This is a genomic window from Streptomyces sp. TG1A-60 (assembly GCF_037201975.1).
GTDB lineage: Bacteria > Actinomycetota > Actinomycetes > Streptomycetales > Streptomycetaceae > Streptomyces.
This window is the reverse complement of the sequence record NZ_CP147520.1, coordinates 3,144,302-3,162,594: the sequence shown is the minus strand read 5'-3', so window position 1 is coordinate 3,162,594 and position 18,293 is coordinate 3,144,302. Positions and strand designations below refer to the sequence as shown.

Below are 18,293 nucleotides of genomic sequence, written 5' to 3'. Positions count from 1 at the left end.
CGGAGCATCCGGGGCCGCCCTTGTCGTACCCGTCGGCGATACTGGAAGACGCTGAACGCATCAGGGAAAGGCCACACACGTGACTGAGATCGAGATCGGGCGCGGCAAGCGCGGCCGCCGGGCGTACGCCTTCGACGACATCGCCGTCGTCCCCAGCCGTCGTACGCGCGACCCGAAGGAGGTCTCGATCGCCTGGCAGATCGACGCCTACCGCTTCGAGCTGCCCTTCCTGGCCGCCCCCATGGACTCGGTCGTCTCCCCGGACACCGCGATCCGCATCGGCGAGCTCGGCGGCCTCGGCGTCCTGAACCTCGAAGGCCTGTGGACTCGGCACGAGGACCCGCAACCGCTGCTCGACGAGATCACCGGGATGCCCGACGAGGCCGCGACCCGCCGGCTCCAGGAGATCTACGCGGCTCCCATCAAGGAGGAGCTGATCGGGCAGCGCATCAAGGAGGTGCGCGACTCCGGCGTGGTCACCGCCGCCGCGCTCTCCCCGCAGCGCACGGCCCAGTTCTCCAAGGCCGTCGTGGACGCGGGCGTCGACATCTTCGTCATCCGCGGTACGACCGTGTCGGCGGAGCATGTCTCCGGCTCGCACGAGCCGCTGAACCTGAAGCAGTTCATCTACGAGCTGGACGTCCCGGTGATCGTCGGCGGCTGCGCCACGTACACGGCCGCCCTGCACCTGATGCGCACCGGCGCGGCCGGTGTCCTCGTCGGCTTCGGTGGCGGTGCGGCCCACACCACGCGCAACGTGCTGGGCATCCAGGTCCCGATGGCCACCGCCGTCGCGGACGTCGCCGCCGCCCGCCGGGACTACATGGACGAGTCCGGCGGCCGGTACGTGCACGTCATCGCCGACGGCGGTGTCGGCTGGTCCGGCGACATCCCCAAGGCCATCGCCTGCGGCGCCGACGCGGTGATGATGGGCTCCCCGCTGGCCCGCGCCACGGACGCGCCCGGCAAGGGCAACCACTGGGGCATGGAGGCGGTGAACGAGGAACTGCCGCGCGGCAAGAAGGTCGACCTCGGCACCGTCGGCACGATCGAGGAGGTCCTCACCGGGCCGTCGCACACGCCCGACGGTTCCATGAACCTCTTCGGTGCGCTGCGCCGCGCGATGGCCACCACCGGGTACAGCGAGCTGAAGGAGTTCCAGCGCGTCGAGGTGACGGTGGCGGACTCGCAGCACAAGCGGTGAGGTGACGCCGCGCTCGGCTTGAGCGGAGGGAGGGGTTCGGTTGCCCGCGTGGGTGACCGGGCCCCTTTTGTGTGCCCGAGTGGGCTGGTGGGGGCGTGAGCCGTGGGTGGGGGCACGTGGTTGCGTTCGGGACGAATGCGGGCCGAACGGGCGTAGTGAGGCGATAGCGTCCGTGCTGGCGCCCCAGTTTCCTGGAGCGCCCCCTTCCAGGGACATGGCCCGCCCCCCGCCCCCCGCCCTCGGGGCCCGGCCCGATTTCCGACGGACCGCCTACCGGGTCAATGGGCGGTGTCGTGGACGCGGGCGCCCATGGGACGTCACCGCAAGCCCACCCACTGGGACCGACTCCGTCTTCGGATGGTTCAGTGCCGGAGGAGGTGGATCTTGCGGATCTTCGGATGGTGAGCGGCCACTCCTAGGGAAATTAGGGGTGGACACTCCGTGATCCATTCAGGAGCCTGTCGCAGCGACCGACTGCGGCGGGCTCCACTCGTTTCTGTACGGTACCGGCGTGGGGCGACCTCTGCCACCGTCCCCGGAGGCCAGGGCTGTCTCGTGCGCCCCCCTCACAACCTGTGTGCCGCCCCGGTGGGTGTGACCCCCCGGGTGTCCAGCAGCAGCTGGGCCTTCACCGACAGGCCCTGGAGGTCGTAGGTGCGGTGGTGCTGGAGGAGGATCGTCAGGTCGGCGTCGGCGGTGGCCTCGTAGAGGGAGTCGGCTCGGGGGATGGGGCGGTCGAGGATGCTCCAGGCGGGGATGTGGGGGTCGTGGTAGCTGACGTGGGCGCCGAGTTCGAGGAGGCGGCGGGCGATCTCGTCGGCGGGCGTGCCCTGTTGGTCGGGGACGTCGGGCTTGTAGGTGATCCCGAGGAGGAGGACGCGGGCGCCCCGGGCGGACTTGCCGTGCTCGTTGAGGAGGGTGGCGGCCCGCTGGACGACGTACTGGGGCATGCGGTTGTTGACGCGCTGGGCCTGTTCGACCATGCGGAGAGAGCGGGGGGCGTGGCCTGACAGGTCCTGGGAGAGAGCGTGGCCGCCCACGCCGGGGCCGGGGCGGAAGGCCTGGAAGCCGAAGGGCTTCGTCTCGGCGCAGCGGATGACGTCCCACAGGTCGACGCCCAGGTCGTGGCAGAGGGCGGCCATCTCGTTGACGAGGGCGATGTTGACGTGGCGGTAGTTGGTCTCCAGGAGTTGCACCGTCTCCGCCTCGCGGGGGCCGCGCGCGCGTACCACCTTGTCGGTGAGGCGGCCGTAGAAGGCGGCGGCCGACTCGGTGCAGGCCGGGGTGAGGCCGCCGATCACCTTGGGGGTGTTGGCGGGGCCGAAGTCGCGGTTGCCCGGATCGACGCGGGCGGGGGAGTAGGCGAGGTGGAAGTCGCGGCCCGCGCGCAGGCCCGAGCCCTCTTCCAGGAGCGGACGGAGGAATTCCTCGGTGGTGCCCGGGTGGACCGGGGACTCCAGGATGACCGTGGTGTGCGGGCGGAGGCGGGCGGCCAGGGTGCGGGCGGCGTCCGCCACCTGGGTGAGGTCGGGTGCGCCGTCTGCGCCCCCGGGGACGGGGGCGCAGACGACGGCCGTGCGGACGCGGCCGAGTTCGGCGGGGCTGGTGGTGGGCTTGAAGCCACGGGCGAGCATGCGGCGCAGTTCGGCGGGGGTGAGGGAGCCGCCCTCGGGGCCGGTGCGGTAACCGAGCGTGGGGATGCCGGCGGCGACGGCGGCCTGGGCCAGCGGCAGGCCCAACTGGCCGAGTCCGATCACGGCGAGATCTGCGGGCATGGCGTGGGCCGTCCTTCCCAGTAACCGAAACGGGACAGGCGCGCAAGCCCTGTGGACTGTATGAGCGAGCGCAATGTCAGACTAGGCGTAAATATGACCGATATGCGGGATTGGGGTGCCGCATTTCTTCACGCGTCACGGAGGGTTGTCCACAGGCTGGGGGCGGGTGGTGGCCGATCTCGGGCAACACGGTCAGAATTCTGGGCATGGGGGATGTGAGCCGGGTCTTGCCGGGCAGGTGAGGCCAGCGCGACAAACAGCGGGAGGCAGCGGTGAGGACAGCGGCACTGGGACCGGCGCAGCGCGCCGAGTCACTGGCGGGTATGGCCGAGCGCGAGCTGGATGTGCTGGTCGTGGGTGGTGGCGTGGTCGGTGCGGGCACGGCCATGGACGCCGTGACGCGCGGTCTGTCCACCGGCCTGGTCGAGGCACGTGACTGGGCGTCGGGCACCTCCAGCAGGTCCAGCAAACTGATCCACGGAGGCCTGCGCTATCTGGAGATGCTCGACTTCGCCCTCGTGCGGGAGGCGTTGAAGGAACGCGGGCTGCTGCTGGAGCGCCTCGCGCCCCATCTGGTGAAGCCCGTGCCGTTCCTCTACCCCTTGCAGCACAAGGGCTGGGAGCGTTTCTACGCGGGCTCGGGCGTCGCGATGTACGACGGGATGTCCATGGCCCGGGGGCATGGCCGGGGGCTGCCCCTGCACCGTCATCTGACCCGCCGTCACGCGCTGCGCGTCGCGCCCTGCCTGAAGAAGGACGCGCTGGTCGGGGCGTTGCAGTACTACGACGCCCAGATGGACGACGCACGCTATGTGGCGACCATGGTGCGCACGGCCGCGTCGTACGGGGCGAAGGTCGCCAACCGCGCGCGTGTGGCCGGGTTCCTGCGTGAGGGTGAGCGGGTCGTCGGGGCCAGGGTGCGGGACGTCGAAGCGGGCGGGGAGTACGAGGTCCGCGCCCGGCAGGTGGTGAACGCCACCGGGGTGTGGACCGACGACACCCAGGCGATGGTCGGCGAACGCGGGCAGTTCCACGTACAGGCGTCCAAGGGCATCCATCTGGTCGTACCCAAGGACCGGATCCACTCCACGACCGGGCTGATCCTGCGGACCGAGAAGTCCGTGCTGTTCGTGATCCCCTGGGGGCGGCACTGGATCGTGGGGACGACGGACACCGGCTGGGACCTCGACAAGGCGCATCCGGCGGCGTCCAGCGCGGACATCGACTATCTGCTGGAGCATGTGAACTCCGTGCTGGCGGTGCCGCTGACGCGGGACGACGTGCAGGGTGTGTACGCGGGGCTCCGGCCGTTGCTCGCCGGGGAGTCGGACGCCACCAGCCAGCTCTCGCGCGAGCACATCGTCGCCCATCCGGTGCCGGGGCTCGTGGTCGTGGCCGGCGGCAAGTACACGACATACCGGGTCATGGCCAAGGACGCGGTGGACGCCGCCGTGCACGGGCTGGACCAGCGGGTCGCCGAGTGTGTCACCGAGGACGTGCCGCTGCTCGGGGCGGAGGGCTACCGGGCGCTGTGGAACGGGCGGGCGCGGATCGCGGCGAGTACCGGGCTCCATGTGGTGCGGGTGGAGCACCTGCTGAACCGGTACGGGTCCGCCGCCGAGGAGCTGCTCGACCTCATCGCCGGCGACCCCACCCTGGGGGAGCCGTTGCAGGCCGCCGACGACTATCTGCGGGCCGAGGTGGTGTACGCCGCCTCGCACGAGGGGGCGCGGCACCTCGACGACGTGCTCACCCGGCGGACGCGGATCTCGATCGAGACGTTCGACCGGGGGACGCGCAGTGCGCGGGAGGCCGCGGAGCTGATGGCTCCGGTGCTCGGCTGGGACAAGGACCAGATAGAGCGGGAGGTCGAGCACTATCGCAAGAGGGTGGAGGCGGAGCGGGAGTCGCAGCGGCAGCCGGATGATCTGACGGCGGACGCGGCGAGGCTGGGGGCACCGGACATAGTGCCGCTGTAGTCGAGGGGACGTGGGCGGCTGCCGGGGGCGGTGGGTGGGGCGTTGTTCTCGCCCCCGCCACCCCTGCCCTTTCCGTGCCCGGGTGCCGCGCCCCCTTCTGGGGCGGCGTCAGATGTCGGGCGTCGGTTGTGAAGTGTGGGGCGGGCGTGGTGAGGGGCCTGGAGGCCGGATGGCTGGTTGAGGGGGCCCAGGGCGTGGGGCGGTTGGCGGGTGGGTGACAATGGAGGCTCTGTCAGGGCGGGTTGCATGAGGGGACGCATGTCGGAGGCGGAGCGGGCTGGGGAATCCCGTCATGACAAGGACGCACGTCTCCTCGCCGGGCGGTACCGGCTGGGAGGGGTGCTCGGTCGCGGCGGCATGGGCACGGTGTGGCGTGCCAAGGACGAGACGCTGGGCCGTACGGTCGCCGTCAAGGAGCTGCGGTTCCCGTCGAGCATCGACGAGGACGAGAAGCGGCGGCTGATCACGCGTACGTTGCGCGAGGCGAAGGCGATCGCGCGGATCCGTAACAACGCCGCGGTGACGGTCTTCGACGTCGTGCACGAGGACGACCGGCCGTGGATCGTGATGGAACTCGTCGAGGGCAAGTCGCTCGCCGAGGTCATCCGCGAGGACGGCGTGCTCGAACCGAGGCGGGCCGCCGAGGTGGGGCTCGCGATCCTCGACGTGCTGCGGGCCGCGCACCGCGAGGGCATCCTGCACCGGGACGTGAAGCCGTCGAACGTGCTGATCGACAAGCGCGACGGCCGGGTCGTCCTCACCGACTTCGGTATCGCCCAGGTCGAGGGCGACCCCTCCGTCACCTCGACCGGCATGCTCGTCGGCGCGCCCTCGTACATCTCGCCCGAGCGGGCGCGCGGCCACAAGCCCGGCCCCGCGGCCGACCTGTGGTCGCTCGGCGGTCTGCTCTACGCGGCGGTCGAGGGGGTGCCGCCGTACGACAAGGGGTCGGCCATAGCGACGCTGACCGCGGTGATGACCGAGCCGGTGCCGGAGCCGAAGCGCGCCGGGGCGCTGAAGGACGTCATTTTCGGGCTGCTCACCAAGGACCCCGAGCGGCGACTCGACGACGCCGGTGCGCGGGCGATGCTCAACACGGTGATCCACGCGCCCGAGCGGAAGGAGGCCGAGCCGCTGGACGCGACGCGGGTCGTGCCGTTGCCGCCGGTGCCCGAGGAACGCCGGAGGAAGGGCGGTTCCGGCGGGGCCGGGGCGAGGACAGGGGCCAAGGAGGGCGGCGAGCGGGCTCGTGCGCCCAGGTGGTCCATGCGGAAGGGGCCGTCCGGGGCGGCGGGGGCCGTCGCCGCGTCTGCCGGTGCGGCGAGCGGAACCCCCGGTGGGGCCTTCGGCGAAGTCTCCGGCGGGACCTCCGGTGGCGCTTCCCGTGGGACATCCGGCGGAGTCTCCGGTGGGGCGGCTGCGCCGGCCGCGTCCGCGAAGGGAGTTGCGGTGACGTCCGCGTCCGTCGGGGCCTCGTCCGGTGCCGCGCCCGCCGACAGTGGGGCCACTGCGGAGAGGGCCGCCGCGGGCCCGTCGGCGCCGGCTGCGGGCAAGCCGTCGGCCGGGGCGGCTGCGGCGCGTGGCACGGGCACCGGCGTGGGCGTTGGGGCCGGCGACCCCGCATCGGTGGGGCGGACTTCGGGGTGGCCCCAGGTGCCGCCGCCGGATCTGCCGCCGCGGCCGGTGCCCCGGGCCCCGATCACCGATGTGGTGTCCCGGCGGACGCTGGTGGCGATCGCGGTGGCCGTGGTGGTGGTCGTCCTCGGGACCGTGCTGGCGTTCACCCTCGATGGCGACGACAGCAGTTCGACCAACAGCACGGGTGCCGACACCAAGGCGGCGGCTTCCGGCAAGCCGGCGTCGGGGAGCGACGCCGGCGGCGAGAACGAGGACGCGGACAAGAGTTCCGCCGCCGGCCCGGACGGCGACACGACGGACGAGGCCAAGGGGTCGGCCGGGTCCGCGGGCAGCTCGCCGAGCCCTTCGGGAGGATCGGGCGACGCGGTGAGCGGTGACGGCTCCGGAAAGTCGGCGGACATCGAGACCGAGACGTACAAGAGCGGTCAGGGCTTCTCGATCGGGTTGCCCGACGGGTGGAAGTACCGGTCCACGGACGCCGCGGGAGCCAGGTTCTCCGGCCCCGACGGGCAGCGGCTGCTGGTGGGGTGGACGACCACGCCGAAGGACGACCCCGTCACGGACTGGAAGAACCAGGAGCGCTACATGCAGCGCTCGCAGTACAAGCGGATTCGAATAGAGGCGGTGGACTACCGGAGCTGGAACACGGCCGACTGGGAGTTCACCTACACGGAGAGCGGAACGAAGTACCGGTCGATCGACCGTGGATTCGTCGTCGACTCCCAGCAGGGATACGCGTTGATGTACACCGCGAAGGCGTCGGAGTGGAGCGGTGAGCTGCGCAAGGACACCTGGCGGACCTTCACCAAGACCTTCCGGCCGAAGTCCTGAGGCGGCGCATCGCGTCCGCGCCAGGGGAGCGCGTGCGGGCGGAGCGTTGTGCGCCGGTGGTTTCGAGGCGGCGGGCACAGACGGTTCCGTGCCTCAGCTCGGGGTGGCGTACGGGGGCGTGAGGGGGGCGTGGGCCGGGGTGAGCTCGGTCGACATGAGTTCGGCTTCGGGGGTTCTGCCCGCCGGGTGAGTTCGGGGACGCGCGTTCCGGGGAAGATCGAGGGCGTTCGAGCGTATTCGAGACGGGCGAGATATCGCATCGGCTCAATGCGGCCTGCCTCCGGCACGTATCGTGAATGGCTGCGGACCGTAAGCATCCAGAACGGAACGGGACGCAAGGCGAACGGAATTGACCAATCAGCCGGCCGGGGGAGGGCATCGTGGACGAATACGCGGGGCGAGTACTCGCCGACCGCTATCGCCTGCCGCTACCGCCTTCCGACGAGTTCGAACTCGCCGAGAGCCGGGCCTTCGACACCTACAGCGGACAGGAAGTCCTGGTCCGGCAGGTGCCGTTGCCCGAGGTCGTCGAGGCGGAGATGCTCGACGCGGACGGGCTGCCCGAGGGGTACGTGGCACGGGTCGGCGGAGTGCGCCGGGGCGCGGCGCGCACCACGCGTCGGCCTACCGACCCGGCCGTGCGACGGGCGATCGAGGCCGCGCAGGCCGCCGCGCAGATCCCCGACCACCCCCGGCTCGACCAGGTCTTCGACGTGTTCGCCGAGGGCGGCTCGTTGTGGATAGTGAGCGAACTGGTGTCCGCCCGGCCGCTCTCCGCGCTCCTCGCGGAGCAGCCGCTCACCCCGTACCGGGCGGCCGAGGTCGCCTCGGACGTGCTCACCGCGCTGCGGGCGCTGCACGCCCACGGCTGGGTGCACCGCAACATCACCGCCCGCACGGTGCTGGTCTGCGACGACGGCCGGGTGATGCTCACGGGGCTGGCGGCCGGGGCGGCGGAAGAGGCGCTGTGCGGGTACGACCCCGTGCCCGTGCGGGAGGCCGCGGACAGCGGGCCGGGTGAGCCCGGCATAGGCCCGGGAGTTCCCGCCGTCGGGCCCGGTGGTGCAGGGCGCGAGGGTCCGGGGCGGGACCCGGTGCCGCCCGGCGGGGTTCCCGGGACGCGCGGACCGCTGGCAGCCGGAGGTGCCCTGACCGGAGGTACCGGCGGCGGCGCGGCCGGCGGCTCCCGGAGCGGGCTCGGTGGCGGAGCCGGTGGTGGCGGCGAGGATCCCGAAGCCGCTCGGCGGGCCGCGATAGAGGCGCGGGCGGGCAGTGCGGCGGCGCCGGTCACGGACCCCTCCGGGGGGCAGCGCGCGCTGGAGGCCGACGGTGACGTCCGGGCGGCGCGGGCTGGGGCGATCGCGGCGTACCGGGCCGGGGCGCGGGCCGCGGCCCGTGTGCAGGACGACCGGCGGGGCGGCCCGGGCGCGGGGTTGCCCGCGCAGCGGCCGGCCCCCGGGGCGGGACCGCAGGACGCCGCGCCGGCGTCGGGGACCGGGCGGGACGGCAGGCCGGCTTCCGGTGCGGGGACGGCCCCGGTGCCGCTCGGCGAGTTCGCCGACCCCTACGGCGTCCGCGCGAACGGCGGCGCCGCGAACGCCTGGCACGGCGCGCTCCCGCGTGGCGGGACACCCGCGCCCGGCGGCACCGGCCAGGGGGGCCCGGCGTCCGGTGACGCGCCCTACGGCGGGGGCCCGCTCGGTGGAAACCCCGGCATGGACGACCGGGGCGAGGCGACCTTCACCTTCGACAGCCACGGCACCGGTACGCACCACCCGACCCCGACCCCGACCCCGACCCCGACCCCGGCACACGGCTCCCGCCTCGACGCCGGGTACGGCGATTCCGCGTACGGCAGCTCCCCGTACGGCAACGACGCCCACGATGACCCGGTGTACGGCACCGGCACCCACGGCGCGCCGCACACCGCCGGTGTCGCGGACACCGTCGCCTGGGACGGCGGCGCCCGTGGAGCCGCTCCTCGTCGGGGGCCCGCCACCGCGCTCGCGGCCGAGCGGGCGCGGCAGGTGCGGATGGCGGTCGTCGGGCCGGTCACCGAACGGTGGGCGCCCGAGCAGGCCGGGCCGGTGCACGAGAACTGGCAGTTGGCGGCGCCGATCGGGCCGGCCACGGATCTGTGGGCGCTGGGGGCGTTGCTGTTCCGGGCCGTGCAGGGGCATGCGCCGTACCCGGAGGAGAACACCGCCGAGCTGGTGCAGATGGTGTGCGCCGAGCCGCCCGCGTTCGCCGAGGAGTGCGGGCCGCTGCGGCCGGTCGTGGAGTCGCTGCTGCGTCAGGATCCCACCGAGCGACTGGACTTCGAGGAACTGCGCGGCTGGCTGCGCTCGCTGGTGCGGTCGGCACCGGAGCCCGAGGCCGGTGCGCACGTCGTGCCCGCGCCGCCCGTGGACGCGCGCCGGCTGCCGATCGTACGGCGGCGGGGCGAACTCGTCCGCCGGCGTCGGGCCCGGCTGCCCGCGACCAGCGCGCACGCCCGCCACAAGCGGGCCCGGCGGGAGAAGCCCCCGCAGCCCCGCAAACTGGGCCGGAACCTGCTTCTGCTGGTCCTGCTCGCGCTGGCCGTGGCGGTCGCGTACGCCATGGTGTTCATGCCGAAGGCCGCGCCGAGCAGCGAGGGAAACGACACGGGCAGCCGTACGGAGAGTGCCGGTCAGCAGAGTTCCGCGCCGGAGGCGAGCAGCGAGCCCCGGCCCGACCAGAACTCCAGCTCGCCCGACGGCGGCGAGAAGTCGGAGAGCGGGGCCGGTCCGTCGGAGTCGTCCGGTTCGACACAGACCCAGACCGGGGACCCCGAGGTCGCCCAGGGGTTCGGTCTGCGGAAGGACCCCGAGGGGTTCGAGGTCGCCGTCGCCAGGGGGTGGGACCGCAGCGCCAAGAACGGGCGCGGTCAGATCGTGTACTCCCAGGGCGACTTCGAGCTGATCCTCGTCCCCGGGCGGGACAGCGCGCGGACGTACGGCAGCGATCCGTTGAAGTACCAGCGGGAGGACGAGCGCGAACTGCAGCCGTTCCGCGACTCGTCCTGGGCGACGTCCACCGGGATGCGGTTGATCGAGGTGGGCGGGGTGACCATGGCCGAGGGGCAGTTCACCTGGCAGGACGCCGAGGCGCGCGGAGTCTACGTACGGAATCTCGCGATCCTCCTCGACGGGCGGTACCACGTGGTGCAGTTGCGCGGTCCGGAGGCGGAGCGGGACGAGGTCACACGGCTGTACGAGCAGGCGGCGGACACGTACCGGGTGACCGGCTGAGCGGTTCCGGGGACCGGGAGTCGGGCGCCCGCATCGAGGGCATCGGCCCGGTGGTGGTCCGCCCGCGGAAGCGATAACCGCCACGTGCTGTCTCTGTGCGGCCGAGCCGGTTTCCGGGGGTGCGGGCCGTTCCTTAACCTGACCCTGTCAAAAACATTGCGGGGCAACGTGAATCAGATGCAGGGTCTGCTCCTCGCGGGGCGCTACCGGCTCGTCGACACGATCGGCAGCGGCGGCATGGGCCGGGTCTGGCGTGCGCACGACGAGGTGCTGCACCGGTCCGTCGCCGTCAAGGAGTTGACGGCCGCGTTCTATGTCTCGGAGAACGAGCGGGCCGTGCTGCTGGCACGGACCCGGGCGGAGGCGCGCGCGGCGGCGCGGATCAACCACTCGGCCGTCGTCACCGTGCACGACGTGCTGGAGCACGACAACCGGCCGTGGATCGTCATGGAGTTGGTCGAGGGCGTCTCGCTGGCCGACGCGGTGAGGGACCGGGGGCGGATCGAGGCGCGTGAGGCGGCGCGGATCGGGATGTGGGTGCTGCGCGCGCTGCGGGCAGCCCATCAGGCGGGCGTACTGCACCGTGATGTGAAGCCGGGTAACGTGCTGCTCGCCGAGGACGGCCGGGTCATGCTGACCGACTTCGGCATCGCCCAGGTCGAGGGTGACACGACCATCACACGGACCGGGGAGATCGTCGGGTCCGTCGACTACATAGCCCCCGAGCGGGTGCGCGGGCGTGATCCCGGGCCCGCCTGCGACCTGTGGTCGCTCGGGGCCACGCTGTACACGGCGGTGGAGGGCAAGTCACCGTTCCGGCGCACCACACCGCTCACCACCATGCAGGCCGTGGTGAGCGAGGAGGCCGCCGAGCCCGTGGCGGCGGGGGAAGCTCTGGGGCCCGTCATCAGCGCGCTGCTGCGCAAGGACCCCGCCGTACGGCCCGGCGCGGACGAGGCCGAGCAGATGCTCGCCGAGGCGGCGGAGGGGCGGCGGCCCCGGGTGGCGCAGGCGTATGTGCCGACGCAGCAGCGGGGAGTGACGCAGCAGTGGGGGGTGGGGACGGGCCCCGGTTCCCGGCCCGGTGCGGAGGGCGGGGGCAGCGCCGAGTCAGAGCCGCGCGGGCATGATCCCGGCCGGCACGTCGGCGGCCGGCTCGCCGGGGCGCACGCGTCCACCGGCTACGCCGCCTCCACCGCGTCCGGTACGCCGGTCGCCCCGGGCGGCACGGTCTATCAGCCCGTTCCCGCCGCGCCTCCCTGGAAGCGGCGCGGCCGGGGTCGTACGGTCGCGCTTGTCGTGCTGTTGGCCGCGCTGGTCGGGGCCGGGGGTGCCGCCGCGATGCACTACGCCGACGAGCGGCGCGCGGGGAACAGCTCCGCTTCCACGGCCGGTACGACCGGGGCCGGGGCGGATGGCTCGGGCCAGGGGGACCCGTCGGCGGTCGACGGTGTGCCCGAGGGGTGGGAGCGGGTCGAGGACCCGGAGGGTTTCAGCCTTGCGCTGCCCAAGGGGTGGAAGCGACAGGTGGAGGGCGCGCAGATCGACTACACGCCCGACAACCGCGAGCACTTCCTCCGTGTCGCCGTGGACGACGCGCCGGACTTCGACAGCCCGTACCACCACCAGGCCGACCTGGAGGAGCAGGTGAAGACACGGCTGCCCGAGTACCGGCGGGTGCGTCTGGAGGAGAACATCTACCGCGACCGGCCCGGCGCGCTGTGGGACTTCACCTGGACCGCGCGCAAGGACACCGAGTTCCCCGGGCCGCGCCGGGCGATCGAGCAGACGTATCTCTCCCAGGACGGCGTCGAGTACACGATCTACATGTCCGCGCCCGCGGCGGACTGGGACACCGCGGAGGACCGGTTCTACGCGGTGCTGCGCAGCTGGCGACCGGTGGAGAAGTGAGGCACACGGAGGCGCCCACGGCGTGCACCGTGAGGGGCCGCGCAGACGTGCGCGTGCGAGGCGCGTTCGCGACGGCGTGCGGCAGGTACGGGCGGTGGCGTGCGACGCGGGTTCGCAGGAGCGCGAGCCCCGTACCGGCGGTGACACGCGCCAGGCACCTGCCGGAACGCGTGACAGGCACGGGTTGACGCGCACGACAGCCGTGAGCAGGCATCCGCGATGGCGCGCGCGAGGCGCATCCGCGACAGCCGGGAGGCGCATTCATCGCTGGGCGCGACGGCACCCGCGACACGGTGCGCGACAGTGCGCGACGCGCGTCCGTGGTGACATGTCACCGGCACGCGCGACTCACCCGTGCCATGCGGCCGCGAGTGTGTGTGGTGTACCGCGTGGCGCGGGCGGCGGGCGTGGTGGGGTGCGTCGGTTGTCGGCCAGGGGCGGGACGGGGCAGCGGAGGGTTTCGGTCCGGTGCGGCATGATGGGGCGCATGGGGACCGAGGGGGAGAACGTCCGTGTCGTAGCGGGGCGTTACCGGCTGGAGGCCAGGATCGGCCGCGGCGGTATGGGGGTCGTGTGGCGGGCCACCGACCAGCTCCTGGGTCGGCGGGTGGCGGTCAAGGAGCTGACCCTCGACGGCTCGCTCCCGGACGAGCGGTCCCGGCAGCGGCGCGAGCGCACCCTGCGGGAGGCACGGGCGGTCGCCCGGCTCAGCCACCCGCACATCATCGTCGTGCACGACGTCGTCGAGCAGGACGAACGCCCTTACATCGTCATGGAGTTGATCGAAGGCGGCTCACTCGCGGAGCGGATCGCGGCGCAGGGGCCCGTCGACGCGCGGGAGGCCGCGCGGATCGGGCTCGCGCTCCTGGGCGCGCTGCGGCGGGCGCACGACGCCGGGGTGCTGCACCGCGACCTCAAGCCCGCGAACGTCCTGATCGAGGCCGGTACCGACCGGGTCGTCCTCACCGACTTCGGTATCGCCCAGGTGGCCGGGGCCACCACCCTCACCGAGAGCGGGTCCTTCGTCGGCTCACCCGAGTACACCGCGCCGGAGCGGATGTCCGGCCTCCGCACCGGGCCGGAGTCCGACCTGTGGTCGCTGGGCGCGCTGCTGTGCGCCGTTTTGAGCGGGGAGTCGCCGTTCCGGCGCGACTCGTTGGGCGGGATCCTGCACGCGGTCGTCGTCGACGAGATCCGCCCACCCGCGCAGGCCGCGCCGCTGCTCCCCGTCGTACGCGGCCTGCTGGAGCGCGATCCGGACCGGCGGCTCGACGCGGCGGAGGCGGAGTGGCTGCTGCGCGCCTTCCGGGAGACCGGCCGCACGCCGCGCACGACGAAGCCCCCGAGGGCGTCGACCGGATACACCCCGACCCGGCGGGACGTGCCGCGTGCCGCCCAGGAGGCGTCGGCGGACGGCCCGGCCGCCCTGCGGGAGCAGCCCGCCCAGCAGCGGCAGCCGCACTCCACCCGCAGCGTGCTGGTCGCGGCGGCGCTCGTGGCGGCGATGGCCGGGGCAGGCGTCTCGGCGACGGCCCTGCTGATGCGGGACGGCGGCGACGGGGGCAACACCCCGAGCAGTTCGGCACCGCGTACACCGGGCACGTCGGCCACGACGGGAGACTCGCGCGAGCCGGGCACGCCCAGCACCTCGGGTGAGTCCGGCGGCTCCGGTACCCCAGGCCCGTCCGGTACGTCGGCGGACGCCGCCCCCACCGTCACGCGCTCACGGGCGGCCACCGCGCCGACCGTGCCCTCGGGGTACCGGCTCGCCGGGGACGACCGGGGCTTCAGCCTCGCCGTGCCGGAGGACTTCCAGCGGGAGCCGCAGGGCGAGCGGGTCTTCTACATGTCGCCGGGGCAGGTGATCCGGATCGGCATCAAGCTCGACGATCCGGAGGAGGGCGGGCCGGCCGGGGTGATGCGGCGCGCCCACGAGAAGGGCCCCTCCACGAACCCCGGTTACCGCGACGGCCGGGTCGCCGAGACCACGCACGAGGGGCGGCCCGCCGCGTTCTGGGAGTTCACCTGGGACGGCTTCAGCGCGGCGGAGGGCCCCCGGCACACGTACGACCTGTGCTGGGAGCAGGACGGGCGGCTGTACGACGTGTGGGTGTCAGCGCCGGTCGGGAAGATGAGCGAGGCGAAGGAGTACTTCGACGTGGCGGTGGACACCTTCGCACATCACTAAACGGGCATAAGCGGCGTTTCGCGTCACGGGTCTGTGACCGGAAAGCGACGGGGCTGGATGCCGAAGCGCCGGGCACGATACAGATGAACGTATGAGCAGCAACGGGGGCGCCCCTTACGGATCCGGCCAGCGACCCGGCTACGGACCCGACGAGCCGACGAGTTTCGGACTGCAACCACCGCAGCCGGCTGTGCCGTACCCGGGGAACCCGTACGCGCAGTCGACGCCGATGGTCGCGGAACCGTTTCCGCCAGCCACGCCGACACCGCCGTCGCCGACACCGCCGTCGGCGCAGCCCTCGCAGGACCCCGGCACCGGGCGGCTGATCGGGGGCCGGTACCGGCTGCTCGCCAAGCTCGGCCATGGCGGCATGGGCACGGTGTGGCGGGCGAAGGACGAGACGGTGGACCGCGAGGTGGCCGTCAAGGAGCCCCGCGTACCGGACCACCTTCCCGAGCGGGAACGGGCCAACGCCTTCGAGCGCATGCGCCGTGAGGCGCGCGCGGCGGCCCGGCTCGATCACCCTTCGGTCGTGAACGTGCATGACGTGGCGGTCGTGGACGGCCAGCCGTGGATCGTGATGGAGCTGGTGCGCGGGCGCTCGCTGGGCGACGCGCTCCAGGAGGGCACCCTCGGGGTGCGGGACGCGGCGAGAATCGGCCTCGACGTGCTCGGGGCGCTGGAGGCCGCGCACGCGGCCGGAACCCTGCACCGCGACGTCAAGCCGGACAACGTCCTCCTCGGCCGCCACGACCGGGTCGTCCTCACCGACTTCGGCATCGCCCAGATCGAGGGCGAGACGAACCTGACGGACACCGGCGGTTTCGTCGGCTCCCCCGAGTACATCGCCCCCGAACGGGTGCTGGGCCAGCGCCCCGGCCCCGCGTCGGACCTCTGGTCGCTCGGCGTCGTCCTCTACGCCGCCACGGAGGGCGTGTCGCCCTTCCGGCGCAGCAACACGCCGGCGACCCTGCAGTCCGTGCTCAACGCCACGCCCGCGGCGCCCGCCTCGGCCACGGGCCCGCTCGCCGAGGCCATCAACGGCCTGCTGCGGAAGGACCCCACGAGCCGCCCGACCGCCGCCCGCGTCCGCGAGCTGCTGGAGACGGCCGCGAACCCGCCGGCCCCCGCGCCCACCCAGATCGTCCAGAAGGCCACCGTGCCCCCGGCCGAGACCGCCAAGGGCGTCCGCGTCGGCGCCAGGACCCTCGCCGGGCTCGGCGCGGCCGTCGTCGTGGTGGTGCTGACGGCGTACCTGGTGGTCACCGAGCCGTTCGCGGGGCCCCTGCCGGAGGGATGGAAGCAGCGGGACCTCGGCTCGAAGGTCGCCGCACGTGTGGGCGTGCCCGGCGACTTCGTGCGGGACACGTTCGAGCCGGACGACACGGACGGCACGTTCGCGCAGTACAGCGACCCGAGCGGGCTGATCCGGATCAACGTCGACCGGGACATCAAGAAGGACGACGAGGAGAACGAGATCCCGGGCGTCGCGCTGGACCGGGCGTACGCCGACTGGGAGCTGGTCAAGGACGGCGAGTACACCCTGGACGTCGCCGCCGACCCCGCCCCCGAGGGCCGGCCGCACGAGGCGACGTTCCAGGACCACGAGGCCGCCGAGAACACCATCGTCTATACGACGACGGACAGCCGGGCCCCGCGTCAGCGTGAGGCCCGGGTCCTGTACTACAAGGCGGGCAACGGCGACATGTACCGGGTGTGGATCGACTATCCGGGCAAGGGGCACTTCACCGAGCAGGGCCGCGAGATCGCCCGTACGGTCATCGCGAACCTGGAGATCGAGCGGATGTAGCCCCGGACGGCTGCCTTCCGCGAGGGTCGGCACGGCCGGCCAACCCCGGCCGGCACCTGAAATGGGCCTGCTCGAAACGGCGGCCGAAGGGCGGACCATGGCGCGTGAACGGAGGCCGTGGACGCATGCTCGGGCGATGCCTCCCGCGGAGTCCGACTCCCCGGGGACCATCGCTTTGTGTAGCCCCCTGGCTCTAACATGCCGTGTCAAGTGCATGATCGGCGCGAAGGGCGAGCGGTGGGCATCGAACACCTGGACGTGCGGGCTCACGCGAGACAGCGCTGGGCGGCGCGGGCCGCACTCGGCTGCGCGGCACTCGCCGTACTGCTGCCGCTCGGCTACGCGCGCGGGGCGAGCCTTCTGCTCGTCGCCGGGGTCCTGCTGGGCGCCGGCCTCACCGTGGCCTCGCTGTGGTGGGTGCTGACCCACCGGGGCGCCCCCCGGATCGCGGCGGGAGCGCTGGCCGTCGCCGCGCCGGTCGGTGTCGTCTGGTGGTTCGCCGCCGTCAACCTGCTGTGGGTCGTGGTCGTCTCCGCCGTCCTGTGGGGCATCGCCGTCTGGGCGGGCAAGTTCGCCCTCAGCAGCACCAGGTCCCACCAGGTGCACGTGCCGGAGCACCGCACACCGCCGCCCACTCGCCCCTTCCTCATCATGAACCCCAGATCCGGGGACGGAAAGGTCGAACGCTTCCGGCTGAAGGAGAAGGCCGAACGCCTCGGCGCCACGGTCCATCTGCTCGATCCGGCCCACCACGAGGACGTCGCCGTACTCGCCCAGAACGCCGTCCGGGGCGGCGCCGACCTTCTCGGCGTCGCCGGCGGCGACGGCACCCAGGCCCAGGTCGCCGCCATCGCCGCGGCGTACGACGTGCCCCTCCTCGTCATCTCCGCAGGAACGCGTAACCACTTCGCCATGGACCTCGGGCTCGACCGCGACAATCCCGCCAACTGCCTCGACGCCCTCACCGACAAGGGCGTCGAACTCCATGTCGACCTCGGCTACGCGAGCGGCCACCCCTTCGTCAACAACGCCTCCTTCGGCGCGTACGCCGCCGTCGTGCAGAGCCCCGCGTACCGCGACGACAAGGTCCGCACCACGCTGGAGCTGCTGCCCGAACTACTCACGCACCAGCGGGGCCCACGCCTCACCGCCCGCATCGGGGACGCTGTCATCGACGCGCCCCAGGCCGTCCTCGTCAGCAACAACGTCTACCGCAGCGACGACCTCGTCGGCCTCGGCCGCCGGGAACGGCTCGACGCCGGCGTGCTGGGCGTCGTCGGCATCCGTGTCGACAGCGCCGCCGAGGCCGCCGGTATGGTTCTCGGCCCGAACGCACCCGGGTTCAGCCTCCTCATCGCCGACGAGATCGTCGTCGAGGCCGACCGCCCGGAGATCGAGGTCGGCATCGACGGTGAGGCCCTCGTCCTGCCCACCCCCGTCCACTGCCGGATCGCCAGGAAGGCGCTGCGCGTACGTGTGCCCCGCGACCGGCCGGGCGTCCCCGAACCCAAACCGCCTCTGGACTGGCGCCGGTTGCGCAAGCTGGCCGCCGCGGTCGGCCGAACGGCACTGCCCAAGCACCGCGAACGGTACGGGTGGGCCCAGGAGTTGTGGGGCCGCCGGCGTTGACCCGCCCCTCTTGCGGGGCTTGGCGGTGCGTCGGGCAAGTTCCGCTCTCGCGCGGT

9 protein-coding genes are annotated in these 18,293 nt (G+C 73.0%); 8 read left to right on the top strand and 1 reads right to left on the bottom strand.

Annotated elements, in window-relative coordinates:
• The first annotated feature begins 79 nt into the window (after window positions 1–79).
• Window positions 80–1,204 (top strand): GuaB3 family IMP dehydrogenase-related protein, encoded by a 1,125-nt coding sequence (locus tag WBG99_RS13090; protein WP_338896500.1) that lies wholly within the window; start codon window positions 80–82, stop codon window positions 1,202–1,204.
• A gap of 566 nt (window positions 1,205–1,770) precedes the next feature.
• On the opposite strand, the gene WBG99_RS13085 is transcribed toward WBG99_RS13090, so the two are convergent.
• On the bottom strand, window positions 1,771–2,979 hold the full coding sequence (locus WBG99_RS13085; protein WP_338896499.1) for a nucleotide sugar dehydrogenase: 1,209 nt from the start codon (window positions 2,977–2,979) through the stop codon (window positions 1,771–1,773).
• Window positions 2,980–3,251: 272 nt separating this feature from the next.
• Here WBG99_RS13085 and WBG99_RS13080 point away from each other — a divergent pair, with 272 nt between their 5' ends.
• The 7 genes from WBG99_RS13080 (at window position 3,252) to WBG99_RS13050 (ending at window position 18,237) form a co-directional block, all read left to right on the top strand.
• Window positions 3,252–4,958, top strand: coding sequence for a glycerol-3-phosphate dehydrogenase/oxidase (locus WBG99_RS13080; protein WP_338896498.1), 1,707 nt, complete (start codon window positions 3,252–3,254; stop codon window positions 4,956–4,958).
• A 258-nt stretch (window positions 4,959–5,216) separates the two neighbouring features.
• The gene (locus WBG99_RS13075) at window positions 5,217–7,427 is read left to right on the top strand and encodes a serine/threonine-protein kinase (protein ID WP_338896497.1); all 2,211 of its coding nucleotides are present in this window, start codon (window positions 5,217–5,219) and stop codon (window positions 7,425–7,427) included.
• A 380-nt stretch (window positions 7,428–7,807) separates the two neighbouring features.
• Window positions 7,808–10,699, top strand: a complete 2,892-nt coding sequence (locus tag WBG99_RS13070) for a protein kinase (RefSeq protein WP_338896496.1) — start codon at window positions 7,808–7,810, stop codon at window positions 10,697–10,699.
• Between the two features lie 177 nt (window positions 10,700–10,876).
• A complete protein-coding gene (locus tag WBG99_RS13065; protein ID WP_338900325.1) occupies window positions 10,877–12,610 on the top strand; it encodes a serine/threonine-protein kinase in 1,734 nt (577 codons plus the stop codon).
• 487 nt (window positions 12,611–13,097) lie between these two features.
• The gene (locus WBG99_RS13060; protein ID WP_338896495.1) at window positions 13,098–14,798 is read left to right on the top strand and encodes a serine/threonine-protein kinase; all 1,701 of its coding nucleotides are present in this window, start codon (window positions 13,098–13,100) and stop codon (window positions 14,796–14,798) included.
• 91 nt (window positions 14,799–14,889) lie between these two features.
• Complete coding sequence (locus WBG99_RS13055) at window positions 14,890–16,608, top strand: serine/threonine-protein kinase (RefSeq protein WP_338896494.1); 1,719 nt, start codon at window positions 14,890–14,892, stop codon at window positions 16,606–16,608.
• 237 nt (window positions 16,609–16,845) lie between these two features.
• The gene (locus tag WBG99_RS13050) at window positions 16,846–18,237 is read left to right on the top strand and encodes a diacylglycerol kinase family protein (protein ID WP_338896493.1); all 1,392 of its coding nucleotides are present in this window, start codon (window positions 16,846–16,848) and stop codon (window positions 18,235–18,237) included.
• The last annotated feature ends 56 nt before the right edge of the window (window positions 18,238–18,293 follow it).